The sequence below is a fragment of the Polaromonas sp. P1_F6 genome (assembly GCF_056405695.1).
On record NZ_JBFUBQ010000001.1, the window covers coordinates 945,259 to 970,063 of the forward strand.

Genomic DNA, 24,805 nt, shown 5'->3' on the forward strand with positions numbered 1-24,805 from the left:
CGGTGGTGAAAAGGGAGAGAGGAGAGGGCGCCCGCACCGGGCGAAAGCCTGCCATCCTACATGGACAGGCAATAGCCCGCGGGTATCATGGCCCAATGGCTTCAACAGCATCATCCTGGCAAGGCCGCCTCTCGCAAACACGCCGCACCGCCCAGCACTGGCTGATCGAATGGTGGCGTCTGGTGAAATTGGGCGCGATCATCCTGGTGTTGACCCTCTCGCCTTCCAGCTACAGCCCGCAAAGCCGCACGGTGCTGTCCCGCCACATCTACATCAACACGGCGCCCATCCTTCTGGGCTTTACCTTGCTGTGCGCGCTGGTCACCGTGGTGCTCACGCGTATCGTGCTGGTGACTGCGCTGAGCTACGGCTTGTCGCAGTACGCGTTGCAGGTGGTCATCCGTGTGCTGGTGCTTGAACTTATTCCGCTGACGGCGGCGCTTTTTGTGGCGCTGCGCTGCACCATCCCTGATGGCGCCGAACTCACGGCCATGCAGGCCAGCGGTGAGCTTGACGAGATGCGCGAGCGCGGCATCGAGCCGGTGCGGCGCGAGGTGCTGCCGCGCGTGGTGGCGGGCATGTTCTCCGGCATCACGCTGGCTGCGCTCAGCTGTGTGGTCGCGCTGGTGGTGGCCTATATGGCGACCTACGGCTTTGCCTTGTCGGGCCTGGCGGCCTACACCCGGCTCTTCGGCCAGGTCTTCAGCCCTTCCGTCACGCTGATCTTTGTGCTCAAAACCCTGTTCTTCTGCCTGGCCGTGTCGTTGATCCCCATGGCCTCGGCGCTTTACGGCATGGGCGAAGCCAGCGTGCGCACCAGTGCCGAGATGCGCGGCCTCGTGCGCATGTTCGCCGTGATTTTGCTGATTGAAGTGGCTTCGCTGGTCGGCAACTACTATTGACCTGCTTAAAAAAATACCAAAAACAACACCAAAACAAACCATGAGTTCACCCCACGACCCTTCATCCCCGGAGCACGGCCGGCCGGATCCGCTCCAGCCGGCGCGCGAGGCAGAGTCTTCGCCGGCGGAGATCGCCAGCCTGGAGTTCAAGGCCCGGCTGCTGCTGCTCTTCATGCTGCTGTTGGTGGTGGGCTCGGCCCTTTATGTGATGTATGCGCGCGGGGCGTTTGAGTCCACGCAAAGCCTGGTACTCATTGCGGAGGATTCCGAAGGCGTGGTGGTTGGCATGGACCTGACTTTCTCGGGTTTCCCGATAGGCCGCGTCAAGCGCATCGAATTGGCCAGCGACGGCAAGGCCCGCATATTGGTGGATGTCGCCTCCAAGGATGCCCACTGGCTGCGCACCACCAGCGTCTTCACACTGGTGCGCGGCCTGGTAGGCGGCACCAACATCCGTGCCTACACCGGCCTGCTGAACGACCCGCCGCTGCCCGACGGCGCGGAACGTACCGTGCTGCTGGGCGATGCGGCCGGCGAAGTGCCCAAAGTGATCGCTGCCGCCAAGGACCTGATTGAAAACCTCAACACCCTCACGGGAAGCGGCGGTGCGGTGGGCACCAGCCTGGCCAACCTGCAGACGTTGACGGAGCGGTTGAACGGGCCGGGCGGCGCCTTGACGGTATTGCTGGGCAGCGAGGCAGAGGCCAAAAAGTTTGCTGCCACGCTGGAGCGCACCAACTCGCTACTCACCAAACTCGACGGGCTGGCCGCCAAGACCGACACCCAGGTGTTCGGCGACAAGGGACTGATGCCAGAAACCCGGGCCACCGTGGTTCAGCTCAACGCCATGCTGGGCGAGGCCCGCACCAGCCTCAAGAAAGTGGATGCATTGCTGCAGGACGCCCAGGCCGTCACCCGCAACGCCAAAGATGCCACTGACGACCTGGGCGCGCTGCGCGCCGACGTGGAAGCCAGCCTGCGCAAGGTTGAGGGGTTGATCAACGAAATCAGCCGCAAATGGCCCTTCGCCAAAGACGCCCGCGATGCGGAAATGAAGTTGCCATGAAGAACACCTTTACGCATACCGCCACGCTGACTTCGGCCTTGCTGCTGGCCGCCTGTGCCGGCGGCCCGCAACCGCCCGATTGGCAACTTGAGGCCAAAGGTTCGATGGACCGCTCTGTGGCCGCCTACATGGAAGGCAACAGCCGTGTCGAGATGGCCGAACTCGGGCGTGCCCGCACCCAGCTGACACGCTCCGGCCGGGCCGAGCTGTTAGCCACTGCCGAGCTGCTGCACTGCGCCACCCGGGTTGCCAGCCTGGTGCTTGATGAGCCGTGCACCGGCTTTGAGAAGCTGCGTGAAGACGCCACCGATGCCCAGCGCGCCTACGCTGATTACCTCAAGGGTCAGGTACAGCCGCAGGGCATCGCGCTGTTGCCTGAAGCGCAGCGCCGTGCCGCGGCCGGCGACGCCGGCGCTGTGGCGGTCATTGCCGACCCTTTGTCGAAACTGGTGGCTGCCGGCGTGCTGCTGCAGGCCGGTAAAGCCAGTCCTGCGGTGATCACCCAGGCGATTGATACGGCGTCTGTGCAAGGCTGGCGCCGGCCGCTGCTGGCCTGGCTGGGCGTTCAGCTGCGCCGGGCAGAGCAGGGTGGCGACACCCAGGAAGCGGCAAAGCTGCGGCGCCGCATCGAGCTGACGCAGGGCATGCCTGCACCGGTGAAACCGCAAACACCCTGATCCTTGTCCGTTTTGCCTTGAGAGAAACAACCGTGAGCTACCGCCTCAGGCTTTACGCCTATGAAGACGCCTCCGCAGAAGAACTGCAGGCCGCCGAGCAACGCTTCAGGACGGCGCTGGAAACCGAGCTGGGAGACGAAAGCCTGGTCTGGCCGGTGTATGCGGCCTACATGAAACTGGTGGCGACGTATGGCGAAGCGCCGGCCGAAGATGTCCTGTCAGGCGACGAAATGGAAATCTTCAACCAATGGCAGGCAGCCGAGCTGGCCGCCGTGACGGCGGCGCTGGGCCCCAACCGCTACATGGGCGACGCGCAGTTTGAAATTCGTCCGGCCTGAAAGGGAGCGGACCTGAAGCGTTCAGGGAGAGCGGCTCAGCCGCGGTGAGGCCAGCGCCTGGAGCTGGTCGGCAATCGCAATGTCGACAGGCTTGAGCTGTTTGAGCAGCTGCGCTTTTTCCAGCGCGGCGTGCAATTGCTGCAAGTCCTTGCTGCTGGTGGTCGCCTTGATCTGGGCCAGCGCTGCCGGGGTGTTGCCGGTTTTCAGTACAGCCAGCATCTTGCCGACCCATTCACTCGTTGCAGGCTTTTTGGGGTTCATGCGCCATTGTAGGTTTGCTATTAAAAGAATAGCTGTTTGCGCTTTCCCACATTGCGCCGGCGGCCGATTTTATGGTGAATTTTCCGGCACCCGGCCCCGGGGGCTTGACCTTGAGTGCACTCAAGGTATTCCAATCCTTTCAGGGCCCCGGCAATGTTGCCGGCCTCCATCCACTTCGCATTCCGTGCGAAGAAGCCTTCAAGGAGTTTCATCATGAGTGCAGCATCCACCAACAACATCACAGCCGCCAACCGCCAGCGCATGCAGGAGGTCATGGCTGAACTGGACAAAGGCAACGGCCAGGCATTTGTCGACGCCATGGCAGATGATTTTTGCTGGACCCTTGAGGGCAGCACGCCCTGGTCGCGCACCTACCGCGGCAAGCAGGCGGTCGTCACCGAGCTGCTGCGGCCGCTGTTTGCCCAGTTCGCCACGCCCTATGTCAGCACCACAGGGCGCGTGATGGCCGACGGCGACATGGTCGTCATCGAGTTCCGCGGGCAAGTTACCACCCATGCCGGCAAGGCCTACAACAACCGCTATTGCTATGTTTGCCGCATGGAAGGCGGGCAGATGAAAGAATTGACGGAGTACTTCGACACCGCCCTGGTGAGCGCTGTGCTGGAGGCGCCCGCGCTGGCCGCCTGAGCCGTTATACAGTCGGGCATGGCTGAAAGTTTTCTGATCGGGCAGCTTGCCGCACGCACCGGCCGCAGCGTGCACACCATACGCTGGTATGAGGCGCAGGGCCTGATCCCCGGCGTGACGCGCGACGCCGGCGGCCGACGCGTCTATGGCGACCTGCACATCAGCTGGCTGGACCTGATGGACCGGCTGCGGCGCACCGGCATGTCGATTGCCGAAATGCGGGAGTACACCGCGCTGGTCAAGCAGGGCAGCAGCACACTCAGGCAGCGGCAGGCGCTGCTGGCCGCGCACCGCGCGCAGGTCAAGGACATGATTGCCGAATGGCAGCTGGCGCTCAAGCTGCTGGACAGCAAGATCGACTTTTACGGCGAGTGGGTGGCGTCGGGCAAACGCCCGGCCGTGAAGGTGGTTGAGCGTGCGGGCGTCGCGCTCGCATCGCGGCCCAAAGAAAAATCGCGCCGGCCTGGAAAAACCTAGCGGCTACCCGTTTTTCCGGCCGGGCTGTCCAGCCCGCCCAGCAATAGGCGCAGGCCTGCCAGCGCCGCATCGGCGCCGTCCATCTGCGCCCGCACGATGGCGCCGTCCACTGCCAGCGCGGCGGCCCGCGCCGCCTCGGTTTGGCCCGCGCCGTGTGGCAGTAAATCGGCAATGACTTGCTGCATGTCCTGCTTGTGCCGGCGCGCAATGTCTGCCACGCCCGGCAGGGTGCCACCCACTTCCGCCACGGCGTTGATGAAAGCGCAACCGCGAAACGCCGGGTCGGCGAACCACTCGGCCATGGCCTGCACCAGCGGCGCCAGCCCACCGCCGGGTTGCGCGCCATGGCGGCCCAGCGCGTCGACAAACCAGCCCATCCAGCGTTCATGCCGGTAGTCCAGGAAGGTGCGGATCAATTCGTCCTTACTGGGAAAGTGTCGGTAGAAGGTGAGCTTGGCCACGCCCGACTCGGCAATGATGCGGTCGATGCCGGTGGCGCGCAGGCCGTCACGGTAGAAAAGTTCGTGTGCCGTGACGAGGATGCGCTCGCGTGCGGGGAGGGTGGAAACATCCATGGCGCCATTGTAGACGTCATGTAGACAGGTTTGTCTACATGTGCCAGAATTTCGTCATGGTAGACAAAGCTGTCTACATCTGGTTTTTGCCCATTTTGTTCAACCCCAGGAGATCCCCATGGAATCACGGCCGCCGCTTCCCCCTTTTACCTTTGAAACCGCCGTGCAGAAAGTCCGCGCTGCTGAAGACGGCTGGAACACGCGTGAGCCGCAGCGCGTGGCTATGGCCTACACGCCGCAAAGCAAATGGCGCAACCGCGCCGAGTTCGTCACGGGGCGTGAAGAAATCGCAGGGCTGCTGTCACGCAAGTGGGTGCGTGAACTGGACTACCGCCTCATCAAGGAACTCTGGGCCTTTGGCGGCAACCGCATTGCCGTGCGTTTTGCGTACGAATGGCATGACGATGCGGGCAACTGGTTTCGCTCTTACGGCAACGAGAACTGGGAGTTCGACGAAAACGGCCTGATGGCCGTGCGCCACGCCAGCATCAACGACCTGCCCATCAAGGCCGCCGATCGCAAGTTCCATTGGCCGCTCGGGCGCCGGCCCGATGACCATCCGGGCCTCAGCGATCTTGGGTTGTGAGGGGTTTGGGGAGGGCTGTAAAATCCGCTCCCCCTGCGCACCGTGTTGTTTGATGTTGTTTGAAGGCGGTGCGTGACCTGAATTTGCCCCCGGCTCATTGCCGGGGCGCTCCACCCGAGTGACCGCGTTTTGACTGACTCCCACACCCCGCCGGCCGGCTTGGCCGATGAATCCCCCAACGACACCCAGCCCATCCAGGAACCCAGGCTTTGGTGCGGCGACGGCTGGACGGCCAAGGTCATCAAGAATGAAGACGACGACGGCTGGGCTGTCGCCATGATCAAGGACGGCGAGCCCGAGCCCGCGCTGGTGGGGCCGTGGACCATGGGGCGCGACAAGAAGAACCCCAAGCCGCTGGATGGCCCGGCCTTCAGCACGCTGGTCAAAACCGCTTCCGAATTTGTGCGCCGGCATGAGCAGCAGCTGCATGCCACGCTGCACCAGAGCATCACCGTGACGGCCAATGCGGCGCGCATCACTGTTTCGCTCGACATCATTCCGGACGAAGACAACCCGCACGGCCTGCTCAGCGCCGCCGACGAAGCGGGCGAGCAGCTCGCGCAGGTGCGCGTGGCGCCGTCCTTCAAGCTCACCCGCGCCAGCGCCGTGGCGTGGGCCGAAAGCGGCTTCGCCAAGCCGGCCGGGCGGTGAGCACGCCCCGCGCCTGCGGGATCGACTTCGGCACCTCCAACTCGACGGCAGGCTGGAGCCGGCCCGGGCTTCCCGCGCTGCTGGCGCTGGAAGGCGGCAAACCCACGCTTCCCTCGGTGGTGTTCTTTCATGCCGAGGACGCGCATGTGAGCTATGGCCGAGCGGCGCTGGCCGACTACCTGGCCGGCTATGAAGGCCGCCTGATGCGTTCGCTCAAAAGCCTGCTCGGCACGTCGATGATCGACGACCACACCGAAGTCGCCGGCCGCGCGCTGCCGTTTCGTGTGCTGTTGGCGCAGTTCATCGGTGAGCTCAAGCACCGCGCTGAAAAAGCCGCCGACCAGCCTTTCACGCAGGCCGTGCTGGGTCGCCCGGTGTTTTTTGTCGACGACGATGCTGCCGCAGACAAGAAAGCCGAAAACACATTGGCCGAGATCGCCCATGCAGTGGGCCTCAAAGACATCGCCTTCCAGTACGAACCGATTGCGGCGGCGTTTGACTATGAGTCGCAAATCCGGCGCGAAGAGCTTGTGCTGGTGGTCGACATCGGCGGCGGTACGTCGGACTTTGCGCTGGTGCGCCTGTCGCCCGAGCGGGCCCGCAAGGCCGACAGGCGCGACGATATTCTGGCCAGCGGCGGTGTGCACATAGGCGGCACGGACTTCGATAAATACCTGAGCCTGGCCAGCGTCATGCCCACGCTGGGCCTGGGCAGCCTGCTTCACAGCGGGTTGCAGGTGCCGTCGGCCCAGTACTTCAATCTGGCGACCTGGCACACCATCAACCAGGCCTACAGCAAGAAGTCGTGGACGCAGATCAGCGATATCCGGCGTGGCGCAATCGAGAAAGACAAGCTGGACCGCCTGCAGAACCTGGTGCGCGAACGGGCAGGGCACTGGCTGGCCATGCAGGTCGAGGCGGCCAAGATTGCGCTGTCCGATGCACCCGAAACCGTCATGGACCTGGGGCGCATTGCGCCGGGCGAGACGCTCACCTTGCACCGGCCCGATTTCGACGCGGCCATCAATGAGCTGGTCGGCACTGTGGCGCGTACCGTGATGGGACTGGTCAAGGACGCGGTTGTCAACGCCGACGACATTGACACCGTGTTTTTCACCGGTGGCTCCAGCGGGGTGCCTTTGCTGCGCGAGCAAATTTCAGCATTGCTGCCGCAGGCACGCAGTGTGGAGGGTGACCGTTTCGGCAGCATCGGTGCCGGGCTGGCGCTGGATGCAGCGCGCAAGTTCGGCTAGGGCCTGCCAGGCCGCGGCTTACAGCAAGGCCATGAATTGCTGCAAGGCTTGGCCGGGATGCTCGTCGCGCCGGCGGATAAAAAGTGTTTTGACGGCGTATTTCTTGCCCGTCGATGGATGGCAGCGTAAGGCGGACCTGTTGGCAGCGTTTTCGACAATGGACCGTGGAAGCAGCGAGATGCCGACCTCCGCGGCTACACAGCCCAGGATGCCTTCCAGTGTGCCCATTTCAAGCCGGGTGTACCTGGGCCAGCCGCGCTCGCTCAGAAGCTGTTCGAACCGCTGGCGATAAGAGCAGCCGGTCTTGAACATGATCGCCGCCGCGCCGTTTTCCAGGCGCCTGCCGAGCTCACTGGAGCGCACCCAGCTGGCAGACGAGACGAGCACCAGTTCTTCTTCGAACGCGACCAGGCTGAGCAGCGCATGGTTGTTGAGCGGGCCGGCGATGAACGCACCATCCAGGCGCCGCGTGAGCACGGCCTCGATCAGTGTCGCGGTCGGGCCGGTTTCCAGCGTGATGGCCACCTGCGGAAGCACGCGGCGGTATGCGGCGAGCAGCGAGGGCAGCCGGACCGCAGCGGTGGTCTCCATCGAGCCGATTGTCAGGACGGCGGGAGCGTCTTCCTCCCCTTTGGCCGCGGCCTGCGCTTCATCCATCAGCGCCACGATGCGGTTGGCATAGGGCAGCAGCCGCTGGCCCGCACGCGTCAGTTCCATGCCGCGGCTGTGGCGCTTGAAAAGTGCCAGGCCCAGCTCCGATTCCAGCACCCGGATGCGCTGGGTGATATTGGATTGCACGGTGTGCAGCGTTTGCGCGGCAGAGGTAATGCCGCCCTGGCTGGCGACGGCGGCAAACGTTTTCAGGCCCAGAACATTCATGGTCAACCCATCGCTAAAAGAGAACGGAGGGATCACAACAAATCGTTTTTACAGAGACATCATATTAGATACAGTTTGTTTCACCTAGCAACATCTGTGGCAACGCAAAGGGCCTGACGAATGAACCAGCTCTTCAGTGATTTGCATGACGGCGGGGCCATCGCTGGCATCTTTTCGGAGCGGAATTTTGTCGACCGCTGCCTTCGTTTCGAGCGTGAACTCGCTGTCGTGCAGGCTGAACTGGGTGTGATTCCTCAGGATGCGGCGGATGAAATCTGTCGCGTTGCCCACGTCGAAAACATCGATTTTGCGCAACTCAAGCAGAAGACACGCCTTGTCGGCCTGCCCATGGTGGGGCTGGTGAACCAGGTGGTCAACCTGTGCCGCGGCGATCTGGGCCAGTATGTCCACTATGGCGCAACGACCCAGGACGTGATGGATTGCGCACTGGCGCTTCAGATGCAGGAGGCATTCGCACTGATCGGCGATTCGCTGGCGCAATTTTCGGGGGCGCTGGGCTCATTGGCCACGACCCACCAGCGCACCATTCAGGCCGGCCGGACCAATCAGCAGCATGCGTTGCCCGTCACCTTCGGCTTCAAGGCTGCGGTCTGGAATTCCGGCGTGCTGCGGCAGATGGACCGGCTTGCACAGGCTGTGCCGCGCGTGGCCACCGGGCAACTGGGTGGCGCTGTGGGCACGCTTGCTTCATTCTCCGGCGCGGGGCATGAAACACGCCGGCGCCTGATGCAGAAGCTGGGGTTGAACGAACCGGATATTGCGTGGCATTGCATGCGTGACGGCCCGGCCGAGGCGGTGCTTCTTTTGTCGCAGATCGCTGCGACGCTCGGAAAGATCGGCCGGGACCTGCTGATGCTTTCCAGCACGGAAGTCGGTGAAGTGGCTTTTGCCGCCGACAGGGGCGCCAGCAGCACCATGCCGCAGAAAAACAATCCGGTCGCGGCGTCGTCCGTCGTCGCTCTTTCGAGAATGCTGTTCCACACGGCCCCGATGATGCTGGACGCGGCGATCGTGGAGAACGAAAGGTCGCTGGACGCCTGGTATGTCGAGCTGCATGCAGTGCCGCTGTGCTTCTCCCTGATGGGAGCCCTTCTGGTGCAGGCCACGACCATGCTGGACGAGCTGGTGGTGGACTCCGCAAGGATGGCGCGCAACGTCGCCCTCACAGACGGGGCGATCGTCACCGAGACCGTGCAGATGGCGCTGGCCAGACGCATCGGCCTGAACCGCGCGCATGAACTGGTTGCCCGTGCCTGCCAGGAGTCCAGGGTGGAGGGCGTATCGATAGCGGCTGCCCTGGTGGGCTTGCAGTGCGGGCTGGACGAAGCCGCAGTGAATGCGCTGCTTGATGTGAACGAACACCTGTCTTTTGGTGCGCGCGAGGTGGACGCATCGCGCAGGCCGCCGCCTGCCGCCGGGGGCCTGGCAACGCAATCCGTATCCGTTTAACCAACCCGAGGGGATTTATGACCAGAGCCATCTGCATTGCCTTCATGCTCGCCTTCTGCGCTGCGTCTGCGTGCGCTCAGGAGGCCTATCCCACCAAACCGGTCACCCTCATCGTGCCCTTTGCGGCCGGGGGGCCCATGGACAAACTGGCCAGGGAGCTTGCCGTGCCGATGCAGGCCCAGCTGCGCCAGCCTGTGGTTGTTCAGAATCTGTCCGGCGCCGGCGGCAACCTCGGCACGGTCATCGCCATGCGGGCTCCGGCCGATGGCCACACGCTGCTGATGGGGCACATCGGCATGGCGACTTCGCCGGCGCTCTACCGGAACCTGGGCTTCAAGCCGGATGTGGATTTCGCGCCGCTGGGGGTGGTGGTCGATACGCCCCTGGTGCTGGTTGCACGGCCGCAGGTGCCTGCGGACTCCTTGGTGAGCCTGATCCGGTGGATGGCCCGGCAGCCGCAGGTCAGGCTCGCGCACGCCGGTGTGGGCTCGTCATCGCACCTGTGCGGCTTGCTGCTCCAGTCTTCATTGAAAGTCAGCATTACGACCGTGCCCTACCGTGGCAGCGCGCCCGCAGTGGCAGACCTGCTTGGCGGGCATGTGGACATGATCTGTGACCCCACCCCTACGACGGTCGGCCATATCCAGGCCGGCAAGCTCAAGGCAATTGCCGTGACCTCCGCCAAACCCCTGACCGGCACGTCGCTCGCCGCCGTTCCGACCATGGCACGGTTCGGCATTTCGGGTGTCGAACTGAGCATCTGGTTTGCCCTTTATGCGCCGAAGGACACGCCGCCGCACATCCAGCAGCGGCTCAATGATGTGCTGCGGGTGGCCATGAAAACACCTGCCTTCAGGCAGGCGCAAATTGCCTCAGGCATACAGGTTGTGGAAGATGACCGTGCCACACTGGCCGGGCACCGCAGCTTTCTGGGCAACGAAATTGCCCGGTGGGGGCCCATCATCAAGGCGGCCGGTGTTTATGCCGACTAGCTGTGGATGCTGTCCCATGTATGTGGCAGCGCTACAGGAATTAAAAGAAGAAGTCAGTCCTTGATAGACGATATTTAACTATTGTTTTTGTATAAAACGCTAGTTTAGTATTGATTGATCTGACTTAATTAGATAAAATACTATCGTTTTAACAAGAAACGATATTTTTCTATCTATGAAAACATTGTCTGAAGTTGCTGCCAGCCTGGAAAGCCAGCGCCAACGCCTGGGACTGGATTACCAGGCCGTTGCCGAAAGCACAGGGCTGACGCCTTTGTCGGTGCGCAGCGTCCTTCAGGGCAAGACGGCGCCGCGCGTGACCACGCTGATGGCCATTGCCGACCAGCTCGGGCTGGAGGTGCTGCTCCTGCCCAAGCGGGTGGCTGCAGGGCTGCAGCCGCAAGCCGCCGAAGGGCCGGCGCCGGCCTTGTCGCGGGTGGACCGCATCGTGGCCGAAACTTCCCAGCTCGCTGCGGCAAACATCAAGAACGTCAGGCCCTGATCCATGAACGTTCTGGCGCTCGATATTTATATCGGCACCTTGCGTGCCGGCCTGCTGTTCCAGTACGGCACGGGCAGCAGCGCGCTCACACGTTTCATTCCAGACGAGGTTTTTTGGTCCAACCCCGATTCGCCGGTGTTCTCCTGGGCCGCTACCGACGACGACCCGCAGCGCCGGGAGATTTTCTGGCGCAGTTATGTGAACACGCCGTTCTTCAATGCCGAAGGCGGGCGCCTGCCGGCCTTCTTCCAGAACCTGCTGCCCGAAGGGCCGCTGCGCCGCCACCTGGAGCAGTTGCGCGGTTGCGGACCCAACGACCATTTCGACATGCTGGCCGCCTGCGGCACAGACTTGCCGGGCAATGTGTATGCCTACCCTGCGCACCTTGATGCCGACGCGCTGGCAGGGGTGGTGACGCAGCACAACGATGCGCTCGAAATGTCCGTCACGGCCGATCCCTTGCCCGACGCGACATCGCTGTCGGGCGTGCAGCCCAAGCTGGCATTGGTGCAGCAGCCGGGCCGCTACGTGGCGCGCACCCGCGACGCGCAAGGCACCCACATCATCGCCAAGCTGCCCACGGCCGAATTTGCCCTGTTGCCCGAAGTGGAAGAGCTTTCCCTGCGGCTTGCGCGGGCAGCCGGCGTGAACGTCTGTGAGGCCTGGCTGGCGCCCATGGACGAGATCGTCGCCGAGCAACCCTTTGTGCTTGGCGAAAGCCGGCATTTCCTGGCCGTCAAGCGCTTTGACCGCGGGCCTGAAGGGCACATTCATTGCGAAGACTTTGCGCAGATCCTGCGCATCCAGCCGGAAGAAAAATACACGCATCCCGCCGCAACCTACGCCGCCATGGCCCGGACTTTGCGCGAAGGCATGAGCCTGGATGCGCACGTGGGCGAGGGCGCTGCAGAGGAACTGATCCGCCGCGTGATGGTCAATGAAATGCTCGGAAACTATGACGCTCACGTCAAAAACTTCGGTGTGGTGTACCCGGGTGGCCGCACACCCGAGTTGTCTCCGGCCTACGACGTGGTGGCCTACGCGGCCTACCTGGGCGGCAGGGGCCACGCGCTGCGCTTTGTGCCCGGCGGAGAAAAACAGGCCAGGCTGACCGCCAAGACCTTGCGCAGTTTTTGCAACGCCACGGGCATGTTTGAAACGCGCGTGCGCGGCGTGCTCAATGAAGCAGTGGGAAAAGCGTGTGAGTCATGGCCGCAGATGATTGCCGCCAGTTCGCTGCTCGAACGGCAAAAGCAGAACCTGCTCAAGCACTTTGACGCCTGCGAGGCGGTGGTCAGCTGGCGCGCCCGGCGCAGGGCGAAAAGCGCCGCAGCCGGCTAGCTGAGAAACTGGCGCGGTTCCGGCTGTGGCCGGGACTCTTTCAACCAGGCTTGCAGGTCCTCCGACCCGCCGATTTTTTTCCCGCCTGCGAATACTTGTGGCGCCGTTCCCGCGCCTGCAACCGCTTGCAGCGTACTGGTGGTGATGCCCTGGCCCAGGATGATCTCCTCATAGCTAAGACCTGCTTCGTCCAGCATGGCCCGGGCTTTCGCGCAAAACGGGCAGCCCGGCTTGCTGAAGAGGGTGATGGGCTCGGGCGCCACGGCTTGCGGTGCAAGGTACTTGAGCATGGTGTCGGCGTCCGAAACCTCGAAGGGGTCGCCTTCCTTTTCAGGTTCAATGAACATCTTCTCGACCACGCCGTCCCGCACCAGCATGGAATAACGCCAGGAGCGCTTGCCGAAGCCGAGATCACTCTTGTCAACCAGCATGCCCATAGCCCGCGTGAAGTCGCCGTTGCCGTCCGGGATCAGGGTGATATTGCCGGCCTCCTGCGCCTTGCCCCATTCGTTCATCACAAAGGCGTCGTTGACCGAGACGCAGACCACGTCATCAATGCCATGGGCCTTGAAGGTGTTGGCCAGCGCATTAAAGCGCGGCAAGTGGGTGGAAGAGCAGGTGGGCGTGTAGGCGCCGGGCAGCGAAAAAACCACGACGTTTTTGCCGGCAAACAGGTCAGTGCTTTTCACGTCAACCCACTGGTCGTTCTGGCGAGTTTTGAAGGTGACGTCGGGGACGCGCTGTCCCTCGTTGTTGGGGAGCATGGGAAATCCTTTGGCTGGTATGTGTGCGGGGGAGCGGTGTGGCATGGCTCTTGATCTAAAAATCAGGGCGCCGATGTCGGTCGCAACCTTGCCGTCTGATTCATTGTGGAGAGCGTCAACGGCAGGACATGTCGGACAGCGACGACATCTGTGTAGGGCATCGTCAGCAAGGCAGGCGACCGGCAGGCCTGATGGCCTGATGTTTGCATGACAATACCCATTTCATGAACCCCCGGAGCTCCGCATGAACTTTGCGCCCGACCTTGCGACGGTCACCCACGGTATTCAACTGGCAGTGGCGCCGGTGTTTTTGCTCACCGCGGTGTCGGGCATGATCGCCGCCGTCGCCGGGCGGCTGGCACGCATCATCGACCGCGCGCGTTTCCTGGAGAACCGGCTGGAGACCGGCGGCGTGGAAGAGGCCCGCGCGCACCGCATGTATGCCGAACTGCGCGAGTTGCGCCAGCGCGGCTGGCTGGTCAACATCTGCATCGCCTTTCTGACCTTTTGCGCCATGCTGATCGGCACTACCATCATCCTGCTGTTTTTGGGTGAGACGAGTGAGTTGCCGACCCTGCGCATTGCCACTGTCTGTTTTTTGTCGGGCGTGGTGTGCTTTCTTCTCGCGCTGGTCTGTTTCCTGGCTGAAACGCTGCTGGCCACACGCCTGCTCAAGTTTGCCGAGCCGAAAAAATAGCGCGGTGGTTTGAGGTTTGATTGTTTTGCAGGTCTTAAATGCCTGCAGGCCAATTGGAACAAGCGCGAGCAGCTATAAAAAATATAGCAATAAGGTTTTTCTCCTGTCGTAATAGTGGCCGGCAGAAAACGCCAGACCTTCAGATACGTGACAACGTATGACTGTGAAACAGCTTGTTTCCTTACATCCCCATGCTGTGTTTCTCCGCCAGAATTGTGCAGCTCTGCGTGTAGCGGCACGCCCGTGCGGACGTGCCCGCAGCGTGCAGCGCGGCAGGTGAATGCCCTGTCAACGGCAACCGCAGGCCGCCGTTGAAAAAGGGACGCTGTGCACTTGTTGCCTGTGTCCGGCGAGCCCTGTACTGAAAACCACTGGAGAACCACGATGACAACAACACACACACCGACAACAGGTTTGCGCCTGACCAGCCGCAGCCTGGCACTTTTGATGGCAGGCGCGCTGATGTGCTCCGCGAGCTTTGCCGAGAAACCCGAATGGGCCGGCGGCGGCAAGAACAAGGACAAGGGCGGCAAGCACAGCCAGGTGGAGCAGTCAGACCAGGACGATCACGGCGGTAAAAAAGACAAGAAGTCCAAAGGCAAGAAACACGAAGACGTCAGGGTAGGCGGCTATTTTGTTCCCGAGCAACGTGTGGTGCTGCAGGACTACTACGGCAAGCAATTCAAGTCTGGCCATTGCCCTCCGGGCCTTGCCAAGAAAAACAACGGCTGCATGCCCCCCGGCCAGGCCAAAAAGTATGCCATCGGGCAACCGCTGCCTGCCGGCGTGGTGTATTACCCGGTGCCTGCATCGGTGGTGGTGCGTCTGGGCCCTCCGCCCTCGGGCCATAAATATGTGCGTGTCGCGACCGACATTTTGCTGATTGCGCTGGGCACCAGCATGGTGGTGGATGCCGTGCAGGATCTGGGCTCGCTCTAAGCCCTAAAAAGTCCTGAAGCCCTAAGGCTTTCCGGGTTTGCGATGTTTGAGCTGCTGCAGCCCGGGCTGCCACGCTTTCATGCGCTCCATGACCAGGTCGTGCAGCGCCTGTGCCGCCACCGAAAGGCTGCCTTCCTGCCGGCGCACGGCATAAATTTTTCGTGACAGGCCAGGCGTGGCCAGCGGCCGCGTCAGCAGGTTCTTTCGCTCAAAGTGAAAGAGCGTGAGCGCCGGCACCACGCTGATGCCGATGCCAGCCTCGACCATGCCGGTCACCGTCGCCAGCTGGTCTACTTCCAGCACCGTATGGGTCTGCAACGGGTGCAGCGCTGCGTCCAGCGCCTGTCGCACGCTGCTGTTGCGCGACATGTGGATAAACGGGAAGGCCGCCAGTTTCTTCAGCGTCAATACTTTTTCTGCGGCCAGGGGATGGTCCGTGCGGCAGACCAGGTGAAAACGGTCGGTGCAAAGCAGCTGCGTGGTCAGGCCCGCGTGCGTGGCGCCTGTCGAGGCGAGCGCGAAGTCGGCTTTGCCGCTGCGCACCAGCTCAATGCAAGCGTCAGACAGCAGGTCGCTGAGGTTGAGGTCAATACCGGGCCAGGCCAGCCTGAATTCCGCAAAGATGGAGGGCAGCCAGCCTGCCGCGAGGGAGGGCAGGGCCGCAACATGCACGCGTCCCTTGCGGCGCTCGACGTGATCGCTCAGTTCACCCACCGCGGCGCTGAAGTCACCCAGCAATTGCCGCGCCGGCGCTTCAAACAATCTTCCCTCCGCTGTCAGCTGCACGCTGCGCGTGTCGCGGTCAAACAGCCGGGTATTCAGCTCTGCTTCCAGTGTCTGGATCAGGGCGCTGAACGCAGGCTGCGACAGGTGGCAGGCGGCCGCGGCCCGGGTAAAGCTGCTCAGCTCCACCAGCGCCAGGAAAGCCCGCAGCTGGCGCGTCGACAGGTTGGGGCTGCGTGCAGGCGGGCGGGCCGCATTTTTCGGGGTGGTAGTGGACGCAGCCATTAATCTGATTTTCAAGTCAATCAATAGGAATTTTGCATTTTACAAATAAAAGGTTGGGGCTTAAATTCGTGGCATTCAACGCTTGGCCATGATGACCTCTACCACCGCCGCTGCAGCCGCCCGTACCGCCACACCGCCCGCCAGCCTGCTGATCGGTTGCGCGGCCGGCTTTTCGGGTGACCGTGTGGACGCGGCCGGCCCAGTGGTAGACACCCTGATCGCGCGGGGCGGGCCGGCCTTCCTGATTTTCGAGACGCTGGCCGAACGCACGCTGGCCCTGGCGCAACTGCGCCGCCGCGCCGACCCCGGCGCCGGCTTCGAGCCGCTGCTGGACGACATGCTGCGCCCCGTGCTGGCGCGCTGCCTGCAGCACAACATCCGCATCGTCAGCAACTTCGGCGCGGCCAACCCGATGGGCGCGGCGCGGCATATTCAGGCCATGGCCCGGGAGCTGGGTTTGGCTGCACCGCGTATTGCGGTGGTCGAAGGTGACGACCTCTCGGAAGAGCGGCACCGCCAGCTGCTGCGCACCCAGCTGGGCAGCGCGATGGACGGCATCCGCATGGTCAGTGCCAACGCCTACATTGGCGCTGAAGCGATTGCCGCTGCGCTGGACGCCGGCGCGCAAATTGTGGTGGCCGGCCGCGTGGCCGATCCGTCGCTGGCCGTCGGGCCTGCCATGTCGCACTTTGGCTGGCGTGCCGATGATTGGGACCTGCTGGCACGCGCCACCATGGCCGGCCATTTGCTGGAATGCGGGGCGCAGGTTTGCGGCGGCTATTTTGCAGACCCCGGCTACAAGGACGTTCCCGATTTGCACGCCGTCGGCTACCCGATTGCCGAAATCAGCGCCGACGGCAACTGCATCATCGGCAAGGCTGCCAACACAGGCGGGCTGGTGAACCTTGCCAGCGTCAAGGAGCAGTTGTTGTATGAAGTGCATGACCCGGCTGCCTACCTCACGCCCGACGTTGTGGCGGACATCACCACGGCGCAGATTGAACAAGCCGGCCCCAACCGCGTGGCGCTGAGCGGTGTGCGCGGCCATGCCCGGCCTCCCAGCCTGAAGGTCAACCTCTGCCATGAGGGCGGCTGGCTGGCCGAAGGTGAAATCTCTTACGCCGGCCCGCGCGCCGAGGCCCGCGCCCGTCTGGCGGCCGATGTGCTGCGCCGGCGCCTGCCGGCCCTGGCGCTGCGGGTGGACCTGGTCGGCGCACTCAGCGTCATGGGTGACGATGCCGGCAACCTGCTCGCCGCAACGCCGCCCGGTGACGCGCGCGACATACGCCTGCGCGTGGCTGCCACACACACTGACCGCCTTGAGGCCGAGCGGCTGACGCGGGAAGTCACCGCCCTGTACTGCTGCGGCCCAGCCGGCGGCGGCGGCGTGCGCACGACACTGACACCAAGGCTCAACACCTTGCCCTGCCTGGTGCCCCGAGACGCTGTGAAGGTGTCGTTCAGGATGCTCGATACCGCAGCGCTGGCTACCGCAGGGGAGGCCGCATGAGCCAGGCCATGATCACGGTCCCGCTGTACCGCGCCGCGCACGGGCGAACCGGCGACAAAGGCAACCGTTCCAACATCAGCGTGATTGCCTGGCACGCTGAGCTTTATCCCGTTCTTTTGCAGCAACTGAGCGAAGCCGCAGTGGCGCGCCACTTTGCCCACCGCAAGCCCAGCTGTGTGCAGCGGTTTGAACTGCCCTTGCTGGGCGCGCTGAATTTTGTGCTTGACGACGTGCTGGATGGTGGCGTGAATGACGCGCTCAACCTCGACACGCACGGCAAGTCGCTTTCATTCTGGCTGCTGGATCTACCCATCGAGGTTCCCGCGGCGCTCGCAGGCCTGTTGGCCGGAGGAGACCACGCTTTTTAACGGAGCCGATTCACCAGGACACCAGGACACCAAGACGAGATCAACAACGTCAGATACGCCTCATCACAACATCAGGAGACAACATGAAAACCGCCACTCAAAAATTCGTCCACAGCCGCATCCGCCCCGCCATGCTCGGCATCGCCGCGCTATGGGCCATCGCGCCTCTCGCCGTGCCCATGGCGGCACAGGCGCAGGGCTTTCCCGAAAAGCCGATCACCTTTGTCGTGCCGTTTGCGGCCGGCAGCGCGACCGACCAGCTGGCACGCGCCATCGGCCAGGCCGTGACCAACGACACCAAGGTCAGCGTGGTGGTCGACAACAAGCCCGGCGCCAACAGCTTCATCGGCGCCCAGGCAGCCGCCAAGGCGAAGCCCGACGGCTACACCGTGTTCATCACCACCAACACCACGCAGTCGGCCAATGAGCACCTGTTCAAAAAGCTACCTTACGACCCGGTCAAGGACTTCGCACCGCTGACCGCGCTGGGCCGCGGCGGCCAGATCATGGTGGTCAACCCGGCACTGCCGGTCAACAGCGTGGCGGAGTTCATTGCGCTGGCCAAATCGAAACCCGGCAAGCTGTCTTTTGGCAGCGGCAGCTCGTCCAGCCGCGTGGCGGGCGAGCAGTTCAAGCAGATGACGGGCACCTACATCCTGAACATTCCGTACAAGAGCAATCCGCCCGCGGTGACGGACCTGCTGGGCGGCCAGATCGACATGATGATCACCGACATGGCGACCGGCCTGCCGCAGGTCAAGGGCGGCAAGCTCAAGGCGCTGGGTGTTTCCACCCGGCAGCGTTCACCGTTGGCGCCCGAGGTGCCGACCATCGCCGAGGCCGGCGTCAAGGGGTATGAAATGACCTACTGGTTTGCCGCCTACGCGCCCGCCGGCACGCCCGCGGACGTGGTGGCGAAGCTGAGCGACATGCTGGTCAAGGCGGCCCGCAGCCCTTCGGCCGCACCGTTTTACCAGGCCAGCGGCACTGAAATCTTCACCAGCAACCCGGAAGAGCTCCGCAAGTTCCAGGCGGCAGAAACGCTGAAGTGGGGAAAGATCATCAAGGCTGCGGGAATCGAGCCYGAATAACGGTGTGGGGCTGGATCTGAATTAAATGGGCCTCCAGCCCTTTGTGGGCGAGCGCAAGAAGCTATCAAATTAATAGCTAATGGGGCCGGCTGGCCTGGCCTGCCCGGCGGTGGGGCAGGCCAATACCGCGATGACCGGCTGGTCATCCGCCTGCAGGGCATCAGTGCTTCCTGTGCGTCATTCTTTAAATTTAAACAATGTTCAATTTTTAGAACAAGCGTTAATTTTTACCAAAAATGGCGCCATGGGCGGGTGGTCTTTCCGCCTATATTCAATTGATGCAAGCCCGAATAGACCGCCAGCAAGCCCAAAGTGATTTACGCCGAACCCTGATGCTGGACGCCGCCCGGTCCGTCTTCGAACGCCTGGGCATCGACGGCGCCAGCATCCGCGAGATCGCCAAGGAGGCGGGCTACACCGCTGGGGCCATCTATTCCTATTTTGACAACAAGGAAGCCATTTACGGAGCCTTGCTGGCCGAGTGCCTGGAGCGCCTCAATGGCGTGGTGGCGTCTGCGGGTGAGGCGCGGGGCGGCCCGGCTGAGGTGCTGGAAGCCAAGGCCAGCGCCTGGTTTGGTTTTTTTGCGGCCAACCCGCGCGACCTGGACCTGGGTTTTTACCTCATGCAGGGCATGCGCCCGCGCGGCCTGGGCACCGAGCTGAACCAGCAGCTCAACGACCGCCTTCACGACGCCTTGCGGCCCTGCGAAACGGCCTTGAAGGCCATGGGTTTGAATGCTGAGGACGCATTGCGCGAAAATACAGCCTTGTTCGCGCATGGCATGGGCTTGCTGCTCCTCAAACATACCGGTCGCATCCGCATGTTCGGGCAGGACGCCACGCTGCTGTTCGATGCTTATGTGATCGGCCTGGTGGAGCGCCTGCAGCGCAGTCCGGCCTGATCTTTCCGAGAACTCCTCCAGAATTTCCCAGGACCCCCGATGCTGCTTGACGCCGACGACTCCCAACTTGTGCTGGTCGACTACCAGACCCTTTTGATGCCCGCCATTTTTGAAGGCGGCCTGGTCATGGCCAACGCCGTGAAGCTGGCCCGCATGGCCAAATTGCTGGATGTACCGGTGTGGGGTACGGAAGAAAACCCCGAAAGCCTGGGCGCCACCGTGCCCGAAGTGCAGGCTGCCATTCAAGCCGCTGGCGGCAAGATCATGGACAAGATGTTCTTCAGCGCCGTGGCCGACGGCCTGGGCGACATGCTGCGCCCACCCGTGCGCAAGGCGCCGACAGGCGGCAACGCCCGCAGCCTGCCCAAACACCTGCAAAAGCCGGCGCCCGAACCGGAAGAGGGCAGAAGCACCATCGTCATCGCCGGCTGCGAAGCCCACGTCTGCCTGATGCAGACCGCGCTGGACCTGCTCGAAGAAGAGTTCGAGGTCTGGGTGGTCACCGACGCCTGCAGCTCACGCACCGAGCGCAACCGCGATGCGGCGTTTGACCGCCTCGCCGGCAACGGCGCCGAGCTGGTGACGACCGAGATGGTGGCGTTTGAGTGGCTGCGCACCGCTGAGCATGAGGTGTTCAGGGATGTGCTGGGGTTGGTGAAGTAGGGTGCGGACCAAACACACCTGATACAGATAAGCCCGCCCGGTCTGCCGTTGGTTCGCTCAAAATGTCGAACGTTCAGGTCAAGGGTGGATAACCAGCCACTGAGTGCCGACCACCTTCAGCGCCACCTCCATCCCAACTCAGGCCTCAATGAGAAATTACGCATTACCGGTAGCCATTCGGCTCCTGGCATTTATAGCGCCACTACTCTTTTTGCAACTGTATTCACAAAGAGCGTTCGAGTACGCACGCACACAAGAGCGTCACGGAGATACTGGCCTGGGGATCGCCATTCTTCTTGGTTTCATGACCTTCATCATGCTGGGCGCGTTCCTGATCGATCTCATCATCCAGATCCGAAAGAGACGGCCTTTCGCCTATTTGACTGACGCTTTCATCTTGCTGATGCTGCTCATGCCGTTTGGCTGGTTTGCGTGCAGTTGGTTTGGGTTGCACAACAGTCTTGCTTGCAGGATTCCCATGGTATTTTTCAGCCAGGTCCTAAGCTGGCTTGATCTGTGAGGCTTTTTGGCTGCCTGGCAGGCGTTTGAGTTTTGTCCAGTTGCAACCCGTACCTTGTTCCGAATGAAATACCTATCTCGCGTCTTCCGCGTCTTTTTTATCTCCCTGGTGCCGATGGTGCTGACAGCCTGTGCGTTTGGCACGGGTGAAATTGTGCAGCCTGCTAGCCAGGTCGATTCACCAAGGCTTGCGTATCCGGCGCATGCCAGGCGCCTTGAAGAGCAGGGCGTTGTCAGGTTGCGGGTGCAGGTCCTTGCGAGTGGCGGCGCGGGCGAGGTGCGGCTCCGTCAAAGCTCGGGTTCTGCCACGCTGGATGCGGCCGCAGTCGACGGCGCGAAAAAGTTCAAGTTCAACCCAGCCAGAACAAAGTGGGGCCGTGCCGTGGACTCCTGGGTGGATCTGCCGATCAAGTACGCTCTTGAGTAGCTGGCCGGGCGGTCCTTGTTGCTCTTTACTTCCAACGTTAGTCCCACAATGAAATACTTTCTTGCATCAGTGGCGATGTTCATTTCGTTTGCGGCCTCTGCCGGCGATTGTCCAGGTGGTTCCCCCTCGACTGACGGCTGTCAGAAGCTTCTCGAGCCGCTCGAGAGGCAACTGGCTGCAGCAGAGAAAGCTGCAGAGTTCAAACTCTCAGCGGCCCTGCGTGAAAATGGCCCGGAGTACGTGACTGAAGCGGTGAAGGCGTTGCGCGAAAGCAGTCAGGCCTGGCGAAAATTGAGAGATTCGGAATGCTGGTATCTGGCGCTCAAGGATGGAATGAGCATGTCGCCGGACTATGCAAGCCCAGTTGCGGCCGCCTGTAGGGTGGACCGCACGCGGGACCGCGTCTCGTGGATGGCCAAATGATGACTACGTGGTTCTTCGACGGGGACGCGCTGTTGCGTCCGTGCGCTTTTGGCTTATGCGCCGGTCAACGTTAGGCGCTTTGATAATGAAACCCAGCCCGAAGCACGCCGCGGTCGCGCTCGTCACGTTCGGGGTGTTGTTTGGTGTTGCTGCGGCACTCTGGCCAAAAGCCGAGGTTCAACAGTCCGTCGAGTGCGTTGAAAAAAGTGCCTGTCTGCCGAGCTACAGGAATACGGCTGTATGCGAGACGCTCCTTGTCGGAGTATCGGAAAGAGAGCTCATCGTTCGTCTCGGGCAACCGGTCCAGGTGAAAGGTTTGTTGCTGTACTTTGAAGCTGGCGCGGACGAGCGAGGTCCGATTGAAGTAGAACTCGGTGAGAATCGGAATGCAATTCGTCTGTCTTGTCGGCCAAGCGTCTAACGCCTCCTGCAAGCGGACGCCTTGCTGCGTCGCTTAGGCCCAACGCTGGGCCCAATCGGCTTCGCAGCGTGCGAATACCAAACTTAAAAGGAACGCCACCTGCCATGAACACCATTCTCGTTTCACTGTTCGAGTACAAGGCATGGGCGAACACCGAGCTCCATGCCGTCCTCGAAAAGTTTGATGCGCAGCAGCATCCCGGTGAGTTTCGCGCCATGCTTCACACGCTTGATCACGCCAACGTTGTGGATCGAATTTTTCAAGGCCATCTGACCGGCGTCGCCACGCAGCTCTTCAAGGCAACGCACTCCGAACCTACTCCGAGCTTGCCGGAGTTGCGGGAGATCGTGAAATCCACAGACGAGTGGTACCTGCAGTTCGTACGCGGTGTCAGCGCCGAGCGTTTGAAACATCGGGTGCGTTTCACATTCACTGACGGTGACAGCGGCGAGATGTCTTGTGAAGAGATGCTGCTCCACGTCATTACGCACAGCGGCTATCACCGCGGGAGCATTGGCCAGATGCTTGAAGACTTGGGAACCGACTCTCCGCCAGACTCCCTGACAAAGTTTTTGCACAGGCATGAACCGGAGCGTCGACTCGGAGCGAAGGGTTAGCGAGACGGGCGCACGGCAACGCATGCAGTGACGGCGTCTAACCCCTCATCCAACTCTCCCTTGGCACCAACCCCGTTTGCATTTAACAACTCATGGCAGCTTTGGACACAGGCCCTTTTTTTCACGGCACGAAAGCCGAATTGCAGACAGGCGATCTGCTGACGTCAGGCTTTAAATCAAATTACGACGACAGCGTTGTGATGAATCACATCTATTTCACAGCCATTCCCAAAGGCGCCGGGCTTGCCGCAGAAATAGCCAAAGGCAGCGGCAGGCCGCGGGTCTATATCGTTGAACCGACGGGAGAATTTGAGAACGATCCCAACGTCACAGACAAGAAGTTCCCGGGCAACCCGACTCGGTCCTATCGAAGCAGGCTGCCTGTAAAAGTTGTTGGCGAACTCGAAAGCTGGGAACCCTATGACTCACAGTTCATTCAACAACTGAGAGACCGCATAGAGAATGGCATGGGCAAAATCATCAATTGATATGAGACTCCCCCTATGAAACGAGTATTCAGTCGCGGCGATAGGGCGCCTAACCCCTCGCTCAAGCGCCGACCCGTTTTGGCCGGCACCGTCGGCTTCGCTCTAACGTCAGGCGCCATAGCAATCTGGGAGACGTAGGACTAAACCCATGACCAAGATGAAAAAGCCTGAAGATGCGCCCGGTGCATTTCAAGCCGCCTGGAATGGCCACGACATGGCTGCTCTCGGTGTGCTGTTCGACCAGGACGCAACGTTCGTGAATCGCTTCGGGCACCATGTCCGGGGCGTTGCAGAGATCGTGGCACTCCACGTTCCGATTCAAAGTTGCCAATCGGTTCTAACATATGCCGAAATTTCCCATCCCCATAGATTCGATGCATAACATGTCGTGGTGGCTCTGGTTCACCGCGGCCTGCTTGGCGGTTCTAAACTTTGGCGTCTGCGTTGCCGTGTCACGGAGCGGTAACTACACTCGAGCGCAGGTACTCCTTCAATCTGCGCTTGTATGGATGTTGCCGGTTCTCGGAGCAATATTTGTCGCGCTTGTTCTTCATGCGGATGCAACGCCGCGCACGAGGGCTGGGCCGTTCATCCCGCCCACCGATGACCCTGGCGGCGCCAGCGGGGACCTTGGCGGAGGTGGTGGCCATGCCCCATAAAATATCAATCGACGCGGACCCACAACAGCAGGGAGAGGCTGTGCCGCAAGTGTTGATGGTCCGGTCGTCTTTACTTTAGGCCTCCAATTCCATGGGAGCAATCTTTGCATTCAAATGTTCATGCTGCGGTGAGCTGCATGAGGGCTCACCGAGTTTTGCATTTCAGGCGCCAGATCCATACACCTGGCTAACAGATGAACAGAAACAAGACATCGGGCAGCTGTCCGATGACCTTTGCGTTATCCGTCATGCTGAAAGAACCGACCATTTCGTCAGGGCTGTTCTGGAAATTCCAATACATGGCGTAAGTGAGCCCTTTGTTTGGGGTGTGTGGGTTTCTGCAAGTCAACAGAGCTTTGAGCGCTATGTTCAAACCTTTGACTCCCCAGTAGAAGGTGATGGCTTCTTTGGCTGGCTCTGCAACCAGATCGACCTGTATCCAACCGACCAATCCAGGTCCGCAGATGTGTACATACAGCTGGGAGGTCTTCGGCCCAAAGTTGTCTTGCATTCCGCAGCCAATGAGGCGGATCAACTGGTAGTTGACCAGCTTTCGGGCATTACAGTAGAACGTGCCCAGTACCTGGCTGAGAAGGCTATGCACCAATGAGAAAGCGGCCTATGGTCATGTTCGGTTTGGCCCACATCCATTCCCAGTGGACCTCTTCTTTGATAGGAGCAGCGGGCTGCT

The 24,805-nt window shown here is 61.8% G+C and carries 34 protein-coding genes; 27 read left to right on the plus strand and 7 right to left on the minus strand.

All coding sequences use genetic code 11. The features are described 5' to 3' along the window. Positions 1 to 95: 95 nt before the first annotated feature. The 4 genes from AC1DY9_RS04280 to AC1DY9_RS04295 are packed head-to-tail and all read left to right on the plus strand — an operon-like array spanning position 96 to position 2,983. The gene (locus AC1DY9_RS04280) at positions 96 to 902 is read left to right on the plus strand and encodes an MlaE family ABC transporter permease (protein WP_457280601.1); all 807 of its coding nucleotides are present in this window, start codon (positions 96 to 98) and stop codon (positions 900 to 902) included. Between the two features lie 40 nt (positions 903 to 942). Next, positions 943 to 1,968: an MlaD family protein gene (locus tag AC1DY9_RS04285; RefSeq protein WP_457280602.1), complete on the plus strand. Its 1,026-nt coding sequence runs from the start codon at positions 943 to 945 to the stop codon at positions 1,966 to 1,968. Continuing rightward, complete coding sequence (locus AC1DY9_RS04290) at positions 1,965 to 2,645, plus strand: hypothetical protein (RefSeq protein WP_477665873.1); 681 nt, start codon at positions 1,965 to 1,967, stop codon at positions 2,643 to 2,645. Before AC1DY9_RS04285 ends, AC1DY9_RS04290 begins: the two co-directional genes overlap by 4 nt. 32 nt (positions 2,646 to 2,677) lie before the next feature. Next, positions 2,678 to 2,983, plus strand: coding sequence for a hypothetical protein (locus AC1DY9_RS04295; protein WP_477665874.1), 306 nt, complete (start codon positions 2,678 to 2,680; stop codon positions 2,981 to 2,983). A gap of 21 nt (positions 2,984 to 3,004) precedes the next feature. Here AC1DY9_RS04295 and AC1DY9_RS04300 read toward each other — a convergent pair whose 3' ends face one another. Further along, positions 3,005 to 3,244 (minus strand): hypothetical protein, encoded by a 240-nt coding sequence (locus AC1DY9_RS04300; RefSeq protein WP_477658292.1) that lies wholly within the window; start codon positions 3,242 to 3,244, stop codon positions 3,005 to 3,007. A gap of 20 nt (positions 3,245 to 3,264) precedes the next feature. Next, positions 3,265 to 3,459 (minus strand): hypothetical protein, encoded by a 195-nt coding sequence (locus tag AC1DY9_RS04305; protein ID WP_477665875.1) that lies wholly within the window; start codon positions 3,457 to 3,459, stop codon positions 3,265 to 3,267. Between AC1DY9_RS04305 and AC1DY9_RS04310 the strand changes: the two genes are divergently transcribed. Next, the gene (locus AC1DY9_RS04310; RefSeq protein ID WP_477665876.1) at positions 3,458 to 3,892 is read left to right on the plus strand and encodes a nuclear transport factor 2 family protein; all 435 of its coding nucleotides are present in this window, start codon (positions 3,458 to 3,460) and stop codon (positions 3,890 to 3,892) included. The two genes, AC1DY9_RS04305 and AC1DY9_RS04310, sit on opposite strands and share 2 nt — an antisense overlap. Positions 3,893 to 3,910: 18 nt before the next feature. Beyond that, positions 3,911 to 4,369 (plus strand): MerR family transcriptional regulator, encoded by a 459-nt coding sequence (locus tag AC1DY9_RS04315; RefSeq protein ID WP_477665877.1) that lies wholly within the window; start codon positions 3,911 to 3,913, stop codon positions 4,367 to 4,369. On the opposite strand, the gene AC1DY9_RS04320 is transcribed toward AC1DY9_RS04315, so the two are convergent. Continuing rightward, the gene (locus AC1DY9_RS04320; RefSeq protein WP_477665878.1) at positions 4,366 to 4,944 is read right to left on the minus strand and encodes a TetR/AcrR family transcriptional regulator; all 579 of its coding nucleotides are present in this window, start codon (positions 4,942 to 4,944) and stop codon (positions 4,366 to 4,368) included. The genes AC1DY9_RS04315 and AC1DY9_RS04320 overlap by 4 nt on opposite strands. Positions 4,945 to 5,062: 118 nt before the next feature. Between AC1DY9_RS04320 and AC1DY9_RS04325 the strand changes: the two genes are divergently transcribed. The 3 genes from AC1DY9_RS04325 to AC1DY9_RS04335 all read left to right on the plus strand — a co-directional run bounded on the left by AC1DY9_RS04325 (position 5,063) and on the right by AC1DY9_RS04335 (position 7,434). After that, a complete protein-coding gene (locus AC1DY9_RS04325; protein ID WP_477665879.1) occupies positions 5,063 to 5,530 on the plus strand; it encodes a nuclear transport factor 2 family protein in 468 nt (155 codons plus the stop codon). 129 nt (positions 5,531 to 5,659) lie between these two features. Beyond that, entirely contained in the window at positions 5,660 to 6,181 is a 522-nt protein-coding gene (locus AC1DY9_RS04330) for a hypothetical protein (protein WP_477665880.1), read from the plus strand. After that, entirely contained in the window at positions 6,178 to 7,434 is a 1,257-nt protein-coding gene (locus tag AC1DY9_RS04335) for an Hsp70 family protein (protein WP_477665881.1), read from the plus strand. The genes AC1DY9_RS04330 and AC1DY9_RS04335 overlap by 4 nt, the downstream gene beginning before the upstream one ends. A gap of 18 nt (positions 7,435 to 7,452) precedes the next feature. Here the strand turns inward: AC1DY9_RS04335 and AC1DY9_RS04340 are convergent, their stop codons facing one another. Beyond that, positions 7,453 to 8,313 carry a LysR substrate-binding domain-containing protein gene (locus AC1DY9_RS04340; protein ID WP_477665882.1) on the minus strand — a complete coding sequence of 287 codons (861 nt, stop codon included), beginning with the start codon at positions 8,311 to 8,313 and terminating at the stop codon, positions 7,453 to 7,455. Positions 8,314 to 8,433: 120 nt separating this feature from the next. Here AC1DY9_RS04340 and AC1DY9_RS04345 point away from each other — a divergent pair, with 120 nt between their 5' ends. The 4 genes from AC1DY9_RS04345 (at position 8,434) to AC1DY9_RS04360 (ending at position 12,618) form a co-directional block, all read left to right on the plus strand. Beyond that, entirely contained in the window at positions 8,434 to 9,783 is a 1,350-nt protein-coding gene (locus AC1DY9_RS04345; protein ID WP_477665883.1) for a class-II fumarase/aspartase family protein, read from the plus strand. 17 nt (positions 9,784 to 9,800) lie between these two features. Further along, on the plus strand, positions 9,801 to 10,775 hold the full coding sequence (locus AC1DY9_RS04350) for a tripartite tricarboxylate transporter substrate-binding protein (protein ID WP_477665884.1): 975 nt from the start codon (positions 9,801 to 9,803) through the stop codon (positions 10,773 to 10,775). 175 nt (positions 10,776 to 10,950) lie between these two features. Beyond that, positions 10,951 to 11,277 carry a helix-turn-helix domain-containing protein gene (locus tag AC1DY9_RS04355; RefSeq protein WP_477665885.1) on the plus strand — a complete coding sequence of 109 codons (327 nt, stop codon included), beginning with the start codon at positions 10,951 to 10,953 and terminating at the stop codon, positions 11,275 to 11,277. Positions 11,278 to 11,280: 3 nt separating this feature from the next. Then, positions 11,281 to 12,618: a type II toxin-antitoxin system HipA family toxin gene (locus AC1DY9_RS04360; protein WP_477665886.1), complete on the plus strand. Its 1,338-nt coding sequence runs from the start codon at positions 11,281 to 11,283 to the stop codon at positions 12,616 to 12,618. On the opposite strand, the gene AC1DY9_RS04365 is transcribed toward AC1DY9_RS04360, so the two are convergent. Further along, on the minus strand, positions 12,615 to 13,382 hold the full coding sequence (locus AC1DY9_RS04365) for a glutathione peroxidase (protein ID WP_477665887.1): 768 nt from the start codon (positions 13,380 to 13,382) through the stop codon (positions 12,615 to 12,617). The genes AC1DY9_RS04360 and AC1DY9_RS04365 overlap by 4 nt on opposite strands. Positions 13,383 to 13,626: 244 nt before the next feature. On the opposite strand from AC1DY9_RS04365, the gene AC1DY9_RS04370 reads away from it, so the two are divergent. Together AC1DY9_RS04370 and AC1DY9_RS04375 are read left to right on the plus strand one after the other, a co-directional pair. Then, the gene (locus tag AC1DY9_RS04370; RefSeq protein WP_457280618.1) at positions 13,627 to 14,079 is read left to right on the plus strand and encodes a DUF2721 domain-containing protein; all 453 of its coding nucleotides are present in this window, start codon (positions 13,627 to 13,629) and stop codon (positions 14,077 to 14,079) included. Positions 14,080 to 14,463: 384 nt separating this feature from the next. After that, complete coding sequence (locus AC1DY9_RS04375) at positions 14,464 to 15,018, plus strand: hypothetical protein (RefSeq protein WP_457280619.1); 555 nt, start codon at positions 14,464 to 14,466, stop codon at positions 15,016 to 15,018. Positions 15,019 to 15,039: 21 nt separating this feature from the next. Here AC1DY9_RS04375 and AC1DY9_RS04380 read toward each other — a convergent pair whose 3' ends face one another. Beyond that, complete coding sequence (locus tag AC1DY9_RS04380) at positions 15,040 to 16,026, minus strand: LysR family transcriptional regulator (protein ID WP_457280620.1); 987 nt, start codon at positions 16,024 to 16,026, stop codon at positions 15,040 to 15,042. 91 nt (positions 16,027 to 16,117) lie between these two features. Here AC1DY9_RS04380 and AC1DY9_RS04385 point away from each other — a divergent pair, with 91 nt between their 5' ends. The 8 genes from AC1DY9_RS04385 (at position 16,118) to AC1DY9_RS04420 (ending at position 21,929) form a co-directional block, all read left to right on the plus strand. Then, positions 16,118 to 17,536: an acyclic terpene utilization AtuA family protein gene (locus AC1DY9_RS04385; RefSeq protein WP_457280621.1), complete on the plus strand. Its 1,419-nt coding sequence runs from the start codon at positions 16,118 to 16,120 to the stop codon at positions 17,534 to 17,536. Next, positions 17,533 to 17,904, plus strand: a complete 372-nt coding sequence (locus tag AC1DY9_RS04390) for an AtuA-related protein (RefSeq protein ID WP_457280622.1) — start codon at positions 17,533 to 17,535, stop codon at positions 17,902 to 17,904. The genes AC1DY9_RS04385 and AC1DY9_RS04390 overlap by 4 nt, the downstream gene beginning before the upstream one ends. Before the next feature lie 83 nt (positions 17,905 to 17,987). Beyond that, positions 17,988 to 18,995: a Bug family tripartite tricarboxylate transporter substrate binding protein gene (locus AC1DY9_RS04395; RefSeq protein WP_457280623.1), complete on the plus strand. Its 1,008-nt coding sequence runs from the start codon at positions 17,988 to 17,990 to the stop codon at positions 18,993 to 18,995. Positions 18,996 to 19,273: 278 nt separating this feature from the next. Further along, the gene (locus AC1DY9_RS04400; RefSeq protein ID WP_457280624.1) at positions 19,274 to 19,897 is read left to right on the plus strand and encodes a TetR/AcrR family transcriptional regulator; all 624 of its coding nucleotides are present in this window, start codon (positions 19,274 to 19,276) and stop codon (positions 19,895 to 19,897) included. A 39-nt stretch (positions 19,898 to 19,936) separates the two neighbouring features. Next, the gene (locus AC1DY9_RS04405) at positions 19,937 to 20,560 is read left to right on the plus strand and encodes an isochorismatase family protein (protein WP_457280625.1); all 624 of its coding nucleotides are present in this window, start codon (positions 19,937 to 19,939) and stop codon (positions 20,558 to 20,560) included. Positions 20,561 to 20,663: 103 nt separating this feature from the next. Further along, positions 20,664 to 21,080: a hypothetical protein gene (locus tag AC1DY9_RS04410; protein ID WP_457280626.1), complete on the plus strand. Its 417-nt coding sequence runs from the start codon at positions 20,664 to 20,666 to the stop codon at positions 21,078 to 21,080. Positions 21,081 to 21,143: 63 nt separating this feature from the next. Next, the gene (locus tag AC1DY9_RS04415; RefSeq protein ID WP_477665888.1) at positions 21,144 to 21,506 is read left to right on the plus strand and encodes an energy transducer TonB; all 363 of its coding nucleotides are present in this window, start codon (positions 21,144 to 21,146) and stop codon (positions 21,504 to 21,506) included. Positions 21,507 to 21,554: 48 nt separating this feature from the next. Further along, the gene (locus AC1DY9_RS04420; protein WP_477665889.1) at positions 21,555 to 21,929 is read left to right on the plus strand and encodes a lysozyme inhibitor LprI family protein; all 375 of its coding nucleotides are present in this window, start codon (positions 21,555 to 21,557) and stop codon (positions 21,927 to 21,929) included. A gap of 70 nt (positions 21,930 to 21,999) precedes the next feature. Here AC1DY9_RS04420 and AC1DY9_RS04425 read toward each other — a convergent pair whose 3' ends face one another. Next, positions 22,000 to 22,362, minus strand: a complete 363-nt coding sequence (locus AC1DY9_RS04425) for a hypothetical protein (protein WP_457280629.1) — start codon at positions 22,360 to 22,362, stop codon at positions 22,000 to 22,002. 92 nt (positions 22,363 to 22,454) lie between these two features. Here AC1DY9_RS04425 and AC1DY9_RS04430 point away from each other — a divergent pair, with 92 nt between their 5' ends. The 4 genes from AC1DY9_RS04430 to AC1DY9_RS04445 all read left to right on the plus strand — a co-directional run bounded on the left by AC1DY9_RS04430 (position 22,455) and on the right by AC1DY9_RS04445 (position 24,724). After that, complete coding sequence (locus AC1DY9_RS04430; protein ID WP_477665890.1) at positions 22,455 to 22,967, plus strand: DinB family protein; 513 nt, start codon at positions 22,455 to 22,457, stop codon at positions 22,965 to 22,967. Positions 22,968 to 23,059: 92 nt separating this feature from the next. Next, positions 23,060 to 23,455 carry an NAD(+)--rifampin ADP-ribosyltransferase gene (arr, locus tag AC1DY9_RS04435; RefSeq protein WP_477665891.1) on the plus strand — a complete coding sequence of 132 codons (396 nt, stop codon included), beginning with the start codon at positions 23,060 to 23,062 and terminating at the stop codon, positions 23,453 to 23,455. 148 nt (positions 23,456 to 23,603) lie between these two features. Next, positions 23,604 to 23,837: a Cif family virulence factor gene (locus AC1DY9_RS04440; protein ID WP_457280632.1), complete on the plus strand. Its 234-nt coding sequence runs from the start codon at positions 23,604 to 23,606 to the stop codon at positions 23,835 to 23,837. Positions 23,838 to 24,205: 368 nt separating this feature from the next. Further along, positions 24,206 to 24,724 (plus strand): DUF2199 domain-containing protein, encoded by a 519-nt coding sequence (locus tag AC1DY9_RS04445; RefSeq protein ID WP_477665892.1) that lies wholly within the window; start codon positions 24,206 to 24,208, stop codon positions 24,722 to 24,724. Positions 24,725 to 24,805: the final 81 nt, after the last annotated feature.

What these genes read in the sequence shown, in the direction of transcription:
- AC1DY9_RS04280 (WP_457280601.1), top strand. Translation starts at nt 96, where the DNA reads ATGGCTTCAACAGCATCATCCTGGCAAGGCCGCCTCTCGCAAACACGC.
- AC1DY9_RS04285 (WP_457280602.1), top strand. Translation starts at nt 943, where the DNA reads ATGAGTTCACCCCACGACCCTTCATCCCCGGAGCACGGCCGGCCGGAT.
- AC1DY9_RS04290 (WP_477665873.1), top strand. Translation starts at nt 1,965, where the DNA reads ATGAAGAACACCTTTACGCATACCGCCACGCTGACTTCGGCCTTGCTG.
- AC1DY9_RS04300 (WP_477658292.1), bottom strand. Translation starts at nt 3,244, where the DNA reads ATGAACCCCAAAAAGCCTGCAACGAGTGAATGGGTCGGCAAGATGCTG.
- AC1DY9_RS04310 (WP_477665876.1), top strand. Translation starts at nt 3,458, where the DNA reads ATGAGTGCAGCATCCACCAACAACATCACAGCCGCCAACCGCCAGCGC.
- AC1DY9_RS04305 (WP_477665875.1), bottom strand. Translation starts at nt 3,459, where the DNA reads ATGATGAAACTCCTTGAAGGCTTCTTCGCACGGAATGCGAAGTGGATG.
- AC1DY9_RS04315 (WP_477665877.1), top strand. Translation starts at nt 3,911, where the DNA reads ATGGCTGAAAGTTTTCTGATCGGGCAGCTTGCCGCACGCACCGGCCGC.
- AC1DY9_RS04320 (WP_477665878.1), bottom strand. Translation starts at nt 4,944, where the DNA reads ATGGATGTTTCCACCCTCCCCGCACGCGAGCGCATCCTCGTCACGGCA.
- AC1DY9_RS04325 (WP_477665879.1), top strand. Translation starts at nt 5,063, where the DNA reads ATGGAATCACGGCCGCCGCTTCCCCCTTTTACCTTTGAAACCGCCGTG.
- AC1DY9_RS04340 (WP_477665882.1), bottom strand. Translation starts at nt 8,313, where the DNA reads ATGAATGTTCTGGGCCTGAAAACGTTTGCCGCCGTCGCCAGCCAGGGC.
- AC1DY9_RS04345 (WP_477665883.1), top strand. Translation starts at nt 8,434, where the DNA reads ATGAACCAGCTCTTCAGTGATTTGCATGACGGCGGGGCCATCGCTGGC.
- AC1DY9_RS04350 (WP_477665884.1), top strand. Translation starts at nt 9,801, where the DNA reads ATGACCAGAGCCATCTGCATTGCCTTCATGCTCGCCTTCTGCGCTGCG.
- AC1DY9_RS04355 (WP_477665885.1), top strand. Translation starts at nt 10,951, where the DNA reads ATGAAAACATTGTCTGAAGTTGCTGCCAGCCTGGAAAGCCAGCGCCAA.
- AC1DY9_RS04360 (WP_477665886.1), top strand. Translation starts at nt 11,281, where the DNA reads ATGAACGTTCTGGCGCTCGATATTTATATCGGCACCTTGCGTGCCGGC.
- AC1DY9_RS04365 (WP_477665887.1), bottom strand. Translation starts at nt 13,382, where the DNA reads ATGCTCCCCAACAACGAGGGACAGCGCGTCCCCGACGTCACCTTCAAA.
- AC1DY9_RS04370 (WP_457280618.1), top strand. Translation starts at nt 13,627, where the DNA reads ATGAACTTTGCGCCCGACCTTGCGACGGTCACCCACGGTATTCAACTG.
- AC1DY9_RS04375 (WP_457280619.1), top strand. Translation starts at nt 14,464, where the DNA reads ATGACAACAACACACACACCGACAACAGGTTTGCGCCTGACCAGCCGC.
- AC1DY9_RS04380 (WP_457280620.1), bottom strand. Translation starts at nt 16,026, where the DNA reads ATGGCTGCGTCCACTACCACCCCGAAAAATGCGGCCCGCCCGCCTGCA.
- AC1DY9_RS04385 (WP_457280621.1), top strand. Translation starts at nt 16,118, where the DNA reads ATGACCTCTACCACCGCCGCTGCAGCCGCCCGTACCGCCACACCGCCC.
- AC1DY9_RS04390 (WP_457280622.1), top strand. Translation starts at nt 17,533, where the DNA reads ATGAGCCAGGCCATGATCACGGTCCCGCTGTACCGCGCCGCGCACGGG.
- AC1DY9_RS04400 (WP_457280624.1), top strand. Translation starts at nt 19,274, where the DNA reads ATGCAAGCCCGAATAGACCGCCAGCAAGCCCAAAGTGATTTACGCCGA.
- AC1DY9_RS04405 (WP_457280625.1), top strand. Translation starts at nt 19,937, where the DNA reads ATGCTGCTTGACGCCGACGACTCCCAACTTGTGCTGGTCGACTACCAG.
- AC1DY9_RS04415 (WP_477665888.1), top strand. Translation starts at nt 21,144, where the DNA reads ATGAAATACCTATCTCGCGTCTTCCGCGTCTTTTTTATCTCCCTGGTG.
- AC1DY9_RS04420 (WP_477665889.1), top strand. Translation starts at nt 21,555, where the DNA reads ATGAAATACTTTCTTGCATCAGTGGCGATGTTCATTTCGTTTGCGGCC.
- AC1DY9_RS04430 (WP_477665890.1), top strand. Translation starts at nt 22,455, where the DNA reads ATGAACACCATTCTCGTTTCACTGTTCGAGTACAAGGCATGGGCGAAC.
- arr (WP_477665891.1), top strand. Translation starts at nt 23,060, where the DNA reads ATGGCAGCTTTGGACACAGGCCCTTTTTTTCACGGCACGAAAGCCGAA.
- AC1DY9_RS04440 (WP_457280632.1), top strand. Translation starts at nt 23,604, where the DNA reads ATGACCAAGATGAAAAAGCCTGAAGATGCGCCCGGTGCATTTCAAGCC.
- AC1DY9_RS04445 (WP_477665892.1), top strand. Translation starts at nt 24,206, where the DNA reads ATGGGAGCAATCTTTGCATTCAAATGTTCATGCTGCGGTGAGCTGCAT.